This is a genomic window from uncultured Porphyromonas sp., assembly GCF_947254915.1.
Lineage (GTDB): Bacteria > Bacteroidota > Bacteroidia > Bacteroidales > Porphyromonadaceae > Porphyromonas.
Genome location: NZ_CAMYEZ010000082.1, coordinates 1 through 10,235, shown reverse-complemented (window position 1 = coordinate 10,235; position 10,235 = coordinate 1). Strand labels below are relative to the sequence as shown.

5 protein-coding genes and 1 other RNA gene are annotated in these 10,235 nt (G+C 53.2%); all 6 read right to left on the bottom strand.

What is annotated here, in order from left to right:
• Positions 1-14: 14 nt before the first annotated feature.
• The 6 genes from nifJ to rnpB all read right to left on the bottom strand — a co-directional run bounded on the left by nifJ (position 15) and on the right by rnpB (position 9,927).
• Positions 15-3,644: a pyruvate:ferredoxin (flavodoxin) oxidoreductase gene (gene nifJ / locus Q0X57_RS05860; RefSeq protein WP_297728921.1), complete on the bottom strand. Its 3,630-nt coding sequence runs from the start codon at positions 3,642-3,644 to the stop codon at positions 15-17.
• 45 nt (positions 3,645-3,689) lie between these two features.
• Positions 3,690-4,874: an AAA family ATPase gene (locus Q0X57_RS05855; protein ID WP_297728919.1), complete on the bottom strand. Its 1,185-nt coding sequence runs from the start codon at positions 4,872-4,874 to the stop codon at positions 3,690-3,692.
• A 512-nt stretch (positions 4,875-5,386) separates the two neighbouring features.
• Positions 5,387-7,072: an alpha-amylase family protein gene (locus Q0X57_RS05850; RefSeq protein WP_297728917.1), complete on the bottom strand. Its 1,686-nt coding sequence runs from the start codon at positions 7,070-7,072 to the stop codon at positions 5,387-5,389.
• Positions 7,073-7,075: 3 nt separating this feature from the next.
• Entirely contained in the window at positions 7,076-7,993 is a 918-nt protein-coding gene (locus Q0X57_RS05845; RefSeq protein WP_297728915.1) for a patatin-like phospholipase family protein, read from the bottom strand.
• Positions 7,994-8,012: 19 nt separating this feature from the next.
• A complete protein-coding gene (locus tag Q0X57_RS05840) occupies positions 8,013-9,452 on the bottom strand; it encodes a YihY/virulence factor BrkB family protein (RefSeq protein WP_297728913.1) in 1,440 nt (479 codons plus the stop codon).
• Positions 9,453-9,530: 78 nt separating this feature from the next.
• Positions 9,531-9,927, bottom strand: an RNA gene (rnpB, locus tag Q0X57_RS05835) — RNase P RNA component class A.
• Between the last annotated feature and the right edge of the window lie 308 nt (positions 9,928-10,235).

Below are 10,235 nucleotides of genomic sequence, written 5' to 3'. Positions count from 1 at the left end.
TATAGTCAGACAGACTAGGTGAGGTCTACAGCATGTACCTCCTCAGGTGTGGTGGGCTCGGGCTTGGCATCAAGGATGTCAGCGAGAGGACCGTAGTCATTTTCCCACTCGGTAGATGAGATACGTACGTAGGTGCTGTAGCGCTTGTAAGCGGAGCGGAGTGACTCGTTGGCTAGCTCCTCAGCAATCTCTGGGTACATCTTGAAGAGTGAAGCGTAGCGTACCTCGCCCTTGAGGAAGTCCTTGAACTTTGTGAAGTCTGGCTCCTTGCTGTCGAGTACGAAGGGGTTCTTGCCCTCCTGCTCACGACGTGGATCGTGGTGCCAGAGGTGCCAGTAACCACACTCTACGGCGCGCTTCTGCTCATTCTGTGCACTGCCCATACCACCCTTGAGTCCGTGTGAGATACAGGGTGAGTAAGCGATCACCAGTGATGGGCCCTCGTAAGCCTCAGCCTCGCGGAGTACCTTGAGCGTCTGAGCGGGGTTGGCGCCCATAGCGATCTGAGCTACATAGACGTAGCCGTAGGTGGTCGCGATGAGACCTAGATCCTTCTTGCGGACACGCTTACCTGCTGCGGCAAACTTAGCGATAGCGCCCAGAGGTGTACTCTTAGAGGACTGTCCACCCGTATTGGAGTAGACCTCTGTGTCGAGTACGAGGACGTTGACGTTCTTGCCCGAAGCGAGTACGTGGTCGAGACCACCGAAGCCGATATCGTATGCCCAGCCGTCACCACCGATAATCCATTGTGAAGGCTTGACAAAGTGATGGCGCAGGTTGTAGACGTAGTGCATACGACCCTGAGCCTCGGCATTGAGTAGGGGTAGGATCTTGTAGCTGAGCTGCTGTGAAGCATCACCATCGAAGCGCTGCTCAACCCACTCGTTGAGGAGCTGGCGTAGCTCGTCGCTGAGCTGCTCCTGACCATCCTCAAGAATCTCCTTGACGAGGTGAATGAGACGGTTGCGGTTTGAGCTAGAGGCGATGTACATACCCATACCAAACTCAGCATTGTCCTCAAAGAGGGAGTTAGCCCATGCGGGTCCCTCGCCACGATCATTGGTCGTGTAGGGAGTAGAGGGCGCTGAAGCTGAGTAGATAGAGGAGCAACCCGTAGCATTTGCCACGACCTGACGAGTGCCGAAGAGCTGCGTCAGTAGCTTGACATAAGGTGTCTCACCACAACCAGAGCAAGCTCCAGAGTACTCAAAGAGAGGCTGTGCAAACTGTGAGTTCTTGACGTTGGACTGTACATCGACCATGTAAGACTTGTTGGTCACCTGATGACGCATATAGTCCCAGTCGCACTGCTTGTCGCGAACCTCATCAAGGTGAACCATCTTGAGCGCCTTACCCTGCTTGTTGCCTGGACAGGTGTTGACACAGTTGGTACAACCGAGACAGTCGAGGTAGTTGACCTGAATGCGGAACTTAAGACCAGCCTCCTTGAAGCCCTTGCCCGTAGCGTCAAGTAGCGCTACATTGGTACCCTGAGCCTCCTTCTCATTGAGTAGGAATGGGCGGATCGTAGCGTGAGGACAGACGAAAGCGCACTGGTTGCACTGGATACAGTTGTCCTCGATCCATACAGGTACGAGGTCAGAGACACCACGCTTCTCAGAGTCGGCCGTACCAGAGTCCCAGGTACCATCCTCGCGACCTGCGAAAGCAGAGACGGGGAGTGAGTCACCACGCTGAGCGTTGATGACACGTACCACGTTGCGTACGAAATCTGTGTCGCCTGCATGCTCGACTGCGGGCTCATCGGGGAGGTTAGCCCACTCAGCCTTGACGGGAACCTGGATAACGTTGGCCCCCTCGTCAACAGCTGCGAAGTTCTTATTGACAATCTCCTCACCCTTGCGAGAGTAAGACTTGACGATGAACTTCTTCATCTGCTCTACTGCGAGATCGTAAGGGATGACGCCAGAGATCTTGAAGAAGGCGCTCTGCAGGATCGTGTTCGTGCGGTTGCCTAGACCAATGCGCTGAGCAATCTCGGTAGCGTTGATCATGTAGAAGGAGATCTCGTGCTCAGCAAGGTAACGCTTGATGTGGTTGGGTAGGTGCTCCTCGATGCTGTCTAGATCCCAAACAGAGTTGAGTAGGAACGTGCCACCCTTGCGAAGACCTGCGAGGACGTCGTACATGCGTAGGTAAGCGGGTACGTGGCAAGCGACGAAGTTGGGGCGTACGACTAGATAGGTACTACGGATGGGCTGATCGCCGAAGCGTAGGTGTGATGCGGTAAAGCCACCGCTCTTCTTAGAGTCGTAAGCGAAGTAAGCTTGGCAGTACTTATTGGTGTTTTCGCCAATGATCTTGACGGAGTTCTTATTTGCACCGACCGTACCGTCAGCACCTAGTCCGAAGAATTTAGCCTCGTAAGCGTCGCTCTCAAGCTCAACCTCCTTGCCTAGGGGTAGAGACTTGAAGGTGACGTCGTCAACGATACCAACGGTAAACTGATCCTTTGGCTCGTTCATCGCTAGATTTTCAAAGACGGCGATGATCTGAGCGGGTGTCGTGTCTTTGCTTGATAGACCGTAGCGACCGCCTACAACTAGCGGAGCATTGGGCTGTGTGTAGAGAGCATTCTTGACATCGAGGTAGAGCGGATCTCCAGCGGCTCCTGGCTCCTTCGTACGGTCAAGGACAGCGATACGCTTGACGCTCTTGGGCAGTGCACCGAGGAAGTGCTCTACGCTGAATGGGCGATAGAGGTGTACAGCGACAAGTCCTACCTTCTTGCCCTGAGCGCGTAGGTAGTCGATGGACTCGCGGATAGCCTCTGTGGCAGAGCCCATAGCGATGACGACGTGCTCAGCCTCGGGATCTCCGTAGTAGTCGAAGAGGTGGTAGTGACGTCCCGTGATCTTAGCTAGCTGATCCATATAGTCCTGTGCGATAGCGGGGACTGCATCGTAGAAGGGGTTGGAAGCCTCACGAGCCTGGAAGAAGATGTCACCGTTCTGAGCGGTACCACGTACTACAGGCGCATGGGCACTGAGTGCACGCTCACGGAACTGGCGCAGAGCCTTCTGGTCAATGAGTGGCTCGAGGTCCTCGTTGGAGAGGTACTCGATCTTCTGGATCTCGTGTGAAGTGCGGAAGCCATCAAAGAAGTGGATGAAAGGTACGCGGCTCTTGATCGCTGTGAGATGGGCAACAGCTGCAAGGTCCATCACCTCCTGTACGGAGCCCGTGCAGAGCTGTGCGAGACCCGTCATACGAGCGCTCATCACGTCCTGATGATCACCAAAGATAGAGAGAGCCTGCGAAGCGATCGTACGAGCAGCTACGTGGTAGACACCTGGGAGTAGCTCACCAGCCACCTTGTACATATTAGGTAGCATCAGGAGCAGACCCTGAGATGCGGTAAAGGTGACACCGAGAGCACCCGCCTGTAGTGCACCGTGCATAGCGCCAGCAGCACCAGCCTCACTCTGCATCTCCTGTACCTCGACGATCTCGCCGAAGATGTTCTTACGCTTGGCTGCTGCCCACTCATCAACATACTCCGCCATCGTGGAGGAGGGGGTGATGGGGTAGATAGCAGCTACTTCGCTAAACATGTAGGCAACATGTGCGGCCGCTTGGTTGCCGTCACAAGTCATTGTTTTCTTAGTTGGATTAGCCATTTCTATGTATTGATTTTTCCTTGTGTGTTGTTGTAGTTAGTCGCTTTAGTAGATAAAGCCGAAGAGCCATAGTGGAATCACGTTGTCATGACCTATGGGAATGCCTTGCACTGCGTAGTAGCGATCCGACCGATAGCGCCCGCCAAGCTCCTTGTCAATGCGAAACTCGTAGGTCTCATCTAGCACGAAGTGCACCTGTGCCCGTCCGCCCGTGTTGACCTGATGAGCATGATTGAGATGCGTCAAGAAGAAGGTGGCGTACAGCCCCGTACTGGTCACAGGCTCGGGTACGAGTGCGTAGCCAATGTTGGTGTTTTGCAGATAGCACATAGCCGGCTTGCGTGTGGTCGTCTCTGCACCCACACGGTATAGCTGCGTGACGAGACCAGCGTCGGAGAGGATGTGCATATAGTTGGAGATGGTAGCACGCGAGGCGCTGATCATCTGCGAGAGCTGAGAGACATTGGGCGAGGTGGGTGCCGTGCGCCCCAGTTCGTAGAGTAGTCTACGTAGCTTGGGTAGCAGACGCTGGTCTAGATTGCGTAGGAAGCTCACATCGACCTCCAGCATCATGTTGATATTCTTCAGCAGATTTTCCGAGTAGTTGCGATCCTCGAGGAAGAATGGGTAGTAGCCGTGGTGCGTATAGTCCGCTAAGTAGTTGAGCGGATTGACCATCCCCATAATCTCACGAGAGATGGTCTCGTGGTTCTTTAAGATTTCCTCTAGTGTGAACTGCGGTAGGTCTAGTCCCGTCTTGAGCTGGATGAACTCTCGGAGTGAGAAGCCGTCTAGCCGGTAGACCGCTCCTGGTAACTGCTCCTCGATGGGGAGCGCTGAGTCGTACTGCACGATCGAGGTGGTGTAGATGATCTGCAGGTCTGGCATCAAGTGCGTACAGGTGAGCAGATCCTTATGCCACGAGGGGTACTTATATATTTGGTCTAGTAGCAGATGCCGCCCGCCATGGTCGTAGAAGCCCTTGGCAAAGTCTACAAGCGTCTCGCTGGTAAAGAGGAAGTTGTTCAGATTGACGTAGAGACACTTCTTATTGAGTGACCCAAAAGTCCTCGCAGCATAGTCCAGGAGGAAGGTGGTCTTGCCCACTCCACGACAGCCATAGATACCGATCAGTGGGGCCGAGAAGTCAATCTCGCCAAAGAGGCTACGCTGTATCGGATTGCTCAGATTGCGCAGCAGGTAATCGTGTGTTCTATAGAGTGCTTCCACTACTTTGTTGTTGAGGTTTTTACTTGGTACCTATATCTTGGTAGTGCAAAGGTACACAAACTTCCGTAATTGACAAGTGCTCTTGGCAAAAATCTTCGTGTTTTGAGCGAAGTGACCCATTCGGATGGCAAGTTTCCCTTATCAAACTAGCAATGAGTAGGCACCGACTATCACTGCTTAGCGACTATCCAACCGCTTTACCTAGAGCTACTTGTTTCTCTCTCTCTGAAACTGCTGTTTGTTCAAGGGTAAGGCATCGTGTAGGATGAGCTTGTTGAAGTCCGTATGAGGGAAATCGAACAATTCCTCCGTGGAGATCTTGGTTTTTCCAGTGAGGAAACGAAAAATTCCTCCGAAGTTTCATTTCATTCTTCCGAAGTTTCATTTCATTCTTCCGAAGTTTTATTTCGTCCCTCGGTGGAAAATCCTTGTTTCCTCGTGAGCTATTGAGAAATTCCTCGGGAGAAATTGAAATCAACAGAGATTTAGGAGTCGCTATAGCGAGAATCCTCTCAGTGCTGCAGTACGAGGGCTAACTCAATAATCTGCACACCGAAAGGAGCGAGCTCGACCATCAGCGGAGCCCACGGTTGGAAGGCGTAGAGCTGCTCCTCGGGCTTTTCTAGTGGGGTATGGTGTGTCACACGTAGGAGACGCTGTCGCTCAAAAGCCTTCTCTAGAGAGGGTAGGAAGAGCGGGTAGCGCTGCAGGTCGGCCGTAAAGTTGCCTAGGACAGCGATTCCGATTGTTTCGCCAGCCTGTTGCTCTGCGGGATCTAGTAGTCTTAGGTAACCGTAGGTGCGCTCAGCATTGAAGCCTCCCCAAGCACGAGCCTGCTCCTGTATCGAGTGAAAGGCTCCCCTTAAGATGACTGGGTGCTGCGCCCACTGCATCAGCCACTGGTAACTCTGATAGGTCGGGTCGGCAGGGTCACGATGATCTAGAGCGGGGATGCTCCAGTAGTCAAAGATCGTGGTACGTCCGTCAGGACCGCTATATCCCTCGGCATCAAGCCCTCGCTCTCCATATTCCTGCCCAGCGTAGAGGAGTAGGGGACTAGGGGTAGCGAGTGCGAGCAGCGTCATAGCGGTGAGACCTCGCCGAGCCGTGTCGGCAAAGTAAGGCGAGGCGAGACGTACCTCATCGTGGTTCTCTAGGAAGTAGAGCAGTTCGTCGGGAGCGTACTCCTTATTATTAGAGATAAGTCGCTCTTCAATAGCAGAGACCGAGCGCTCCTGGGTAACCACTTGGTAGAGCGTGTCATAGAGCCCGCTTTTGTCATAGAGTAGGTCAAAGCATCCCTCCGCTAAGTACTTGCGGTAGTTGTCTATCTGGTAGATCTCGGCGACGAAGGTGACAGGATACTTCTCCTGCACCTGCGGTATGACCCAGTGCCAAAATGCCACAGGCACCATCTCGACCATATCACAGCGAAAGCCGTCCACCCCTTCGGCTGCCCAGTAGCAGAGGATGTCTCGCATCTGAAGCCACGTAGCGGGTATTGGGTCAAAGTGTGCGACACGACTTCCGTCGGGGCGGTAGTCCACACCGTAGTTGAGCTTGACCGTTTCGTACCAGTCATTGGCAGAGGGAGTCGCAGACCAACAGTCATTGCCCGTCACACGGGCAGGCTCCTCGTGATAGCTAGAGGAGCGGTTGGGTAGCTGGAGCGAGGAGCCTAGTAGGTAGTAGAAGTTGTTATTGGGGTCAAACGCTTTGCTTCTGTCATCCTGAGCGCCTAGCGGTGTAGCCCCTTCAGGAGTATGAGTACCGTCATACTGACGCGATACATGGTTGGGGACGAAGTCTATGATCACTTTCAAACCATGACGATGGCAACGGTCTACGAAAGAGCGAAAAGTCTCTCTTCGCTTCATAGGATCCCGCACGATGGTGGGGTGTACGTCGTAGTAATCGGTGATAGCGTAGGGCGATCCCGCCTGCCCCTTGACAATGTCGGGGTGCTGGTCAGGACAGTCCGTCCAGCTATGCAAAGGTGTCTGGGTGGCGTGACGTATGATACCGATAGGCCATAGATGAGAGACGCCTAGCGAAGTGAAGTAGTCAAGCGCTGCATCGTCAAAGTCCTCAAGCGTGCCAGTTCCGTTTTGCTCTAGTGTACCATAAGGTGTCAGCTGAGCGTGAGGCTTCTGATTACCCCATAGACGAACCAGCGTGGAGTAGATGACGGTACGCATAGCCTACGCTTTGTCCCTTTGAGAGAGTAGGTCAATGATCTCTCTAAACTGCTCCTCCTCTTCGTACGCCTTGCACATGAGCTGATAGCCGATGTCTGAGATGATGTCTACAGGAGACACATCGTAGGCACCGAAGTGTGAGAGTAAGGGTGTCTGGAGTACGACATCGCATAGCTCTAGGTCAATGGTCACGTTGGCACGCATCATAATACGTATGAGACGGTCCGAGAGACGGAGTATGTTTTTCGTCGGTGTGTTGTCCACCTCTGGGCTAAGGTTGATCCCAAGGAGGAAGTCGCACGACTCACGGATAGGCCGTGCGGGGAGATTCATAAAGACCCCTCCATCGACATATTGCTCGCCATCGATGACGACCGGCTCGAAGAGGATTGGTATCGAGCAGGATGCCACCACAGCAGGGGCTAGATCGCCCTCGGTAAAGTCATGCGCCTCAGCTTTATTGAGGTTGGTGGCAATGATGTGCATGGGTATCGGTAGCTCCTCGATGCGCTGGTGGCGTAGCGTGCTCCGGAGAAACTCTTGGTACTTATGTGTCTTCAGCAGGGAGAGCCGAGGTGTGGTCAGCGAGGTCATATTCATGAAGCCAAACTGAGGCGACAGCTCATAGATCTCCTCGCTACTGTAGCCATCTGCATAGAGAGCTCCCATGAGCGATCCGACACTTGTCCCAGCGATGACGTCTGGCCGTACGTGATGCTCCTCAAGAAAGCGAAAAACTCCTATGTAAGCTAGCCCGCGAGCGGCTCCGCCACAGAGAGCTAGTCCGAAGGTCGGGCGACTGCCGTGAGTCCATGTGCGGACACGCTCTACCAGCTTATCGAGCGAAGTGGATATGAGAGCCGAGCTACGCTCTATGAGACGCTCTCCTTGAGCTTTCAGGTTAGAAGGATTAAGTGTCATGACAGATTCATCTAGATAGTTAAAGCTTTCTGCCCAGAGGTAGGTCTGAGAGGCGTGTCGTCAGTGGAGGCTCGGTAAAAGCGTGTCGCGAGGCAACTACCAGCTGCCACTCCTCGGCAAACTGCTGCTGTGTGAGCATATGGCTACGATGTCCCGAGCGATCCATACGGTCGAGGAGGTATCCCACCGTTAGCAGGTTAGGGTCTACTGCAAGGTTGTAGTGCTGCTCCTTGTCGCGAGAGCTATAGACCGCCTCGATGATTAGATCCTCCTCTAGGAGCTGAGCGATGATTTCGCCTGTCTGATTGATCGGTAGGTGACAAGCCTCCGAGAGAGAGGGGATGTTGTGCGGCTTAGGTTCCGTATGGTCCAGAAAGCGCTGTACGATATGCGCCATTACGATCACCGTCATAAAGTCTTTGTAGCGGTGAGAGATGTTGGTCGCATCCTTGGCATAGGTGAAGTTGACCACGTTTTGTATTGAGAAGCAGAGCTTAGCGCTAAAGAGCGTGATCGTCCACACCACTTGTAGCCACAAGAGCAAGAGCGGTATAGCGGCAAATCCACCATAGATGGCATTGTACTTAGAGATCCACAGGATACCGCTCACATAGAGCGCCTGCAACACTTGAAAGGCGCTACCCGCTATGACCCCCGAGATGAGAGCTGGGACAAACTTAACGTGCGTATTCGGCAATGCGATGAAGATCCCCGCAAACATAAAGATGAGGATGATGTATGGGAACAACTTCAGCATAAACTCCCACAGGGGTGTGAAGAAGATGTAGTCGTTGAACCATGTGTTCTGTATCGTCGCCATCATGACCGTTAGTCCCGAGGATAGCGTCATCAGGATAGGCAGTAGCACGACCATCGTGATGTAGTCGGTCAGCTTGCGACCTATGGAGCGTCCACGAGGTACGCCCCAGATGACGTTGAAGGTCTGCTCTACCGTGTCTAATAGCTGGAAGATGGTGTAGAGAAAAAGCACCAAACCCACTCCGAGGAAGAGTCCTCCCTGCACCTGCCCAAGGTAGTTCTCCACAAAGCCCATGATCGTCTCCACCTCGCTCTGGTGTCCTGGCATATAGGTCATCAGGAAGTCGTAGATAGTCCCCTGTAGCCCAAAGCCCTTGGCAAGAGCTACGATGATAGCTAGCATAGGCACGATTGAGAGGAGCGTGCGGTAGGTGAGTGCGGAGGCGTGGCTGCTCAGTCTCTGATCGATAAACCCCTTGATGGCCATATAGAGAGCCTTGAGCGTATTGATATAAAGACGTCTGAATCCACCTACCTCATCTGGCTGTATGTGCCACATGTCGCTCGTGAGGAAGCGGACCACCTTGTAGGCTCCCACCTTGAGTTTGCGTAACCATATCGATGGCTTATGAGAGGCATGCTCTACGGACGACTGCTTAGAGTCTTCGTGCTTATGTATGGAGTTTGACTTGTGTGGCATATATTATAGTGTTAGGAGGATAGGAGAGAGTTGCAACGCTTGTCGCATCAACCTTGTGCGTATGAGGCGAGTCACGGAGAGGACAGCAGGTCTATAAGCCGGGTTCTGTGCCACTCACGAGGAGTGGCGCTTGTCATTTATCTACGACACCCGTTGCCGAGTGCCTCTAGCAATCTACCCTCCGACTGGGACGAGTAGCCCTCATAGCGTCGGTATACTTGATCTTGCAACCCATAGTGTGTACAGCCAGTGGGTCACCCACACCGCTGGTGAGCTCTTACCTCACCTTCTCACCCTTACCTAGCGTGGCAGAGCCAGCTAGGCGGTCATTCTCTTCTACACGTCACCTACCCTTGCGGATAGCTCTCTGTTAGGGAGTATGGTACTCTGCGTTGCCCGGACTTTCCTCTCTCGCTTGAGGGGACGGAGCCGAGGCTCCATCCCCCCTTACGACAGCGACAAGCCGACCTACTGTCATATCCATGATACGTCACTGGGAGGCGCACACCCTAGAGCGGTAGCCTCCACGCGTGCAAAGATACAAAATGAAGCGATTAGCGTGCTGCTCTCATCCTAGATCCCGCAAGCTAATTATGAGCTTTTAACGTGCTATAAGATAAAAAGCTTTTAGGAAGGCTCATGACTGATAGCTCCGACGGCTCTGATTACTCTGATGGCTCCGATGCGATTTGGATCCCTCGGTGGAAAATCTACGATAGCTTACGAGAAAACGAAAATTCGTCACGGAGGGGCGAAATAAAAGTTCGGAAGAATGAAATGAAA

What these genes read in the sequence shown, in the direction of transcription:
- nifJ (WP_297728921.1), bottom strand. Translation starts at nt 3,644, where the DNA reads ATGGCTAATCCAACTAAGAAAACAATGACTTGTGACGGCAACCAAGCG.
- Q0X57_RS05850 (WP_297728917.1), bottom strand. Translation starts at nt 7,072, where the DNA reads ATGCGTACCGTCATCTACTCCACGCTGGTTCGTCTATGGGGTAATCAG.
- Q0X57_RS05840 (WP_297728913.1), bottom strand. Translation starts at nt 9,452, where the DNA reads ATGCCACACAAGTCAAACTCCATACATAAGCACGAAGACTCTAAGCAG.
- Q0X57_RS05845 (WP_297728915.1), bottom strand. Translation starts at nt 7,993, where the DNA reads ATGACACTTAATCCTTCTAACCTGAAAGCTCAAGGAGAGCGTCTCATA.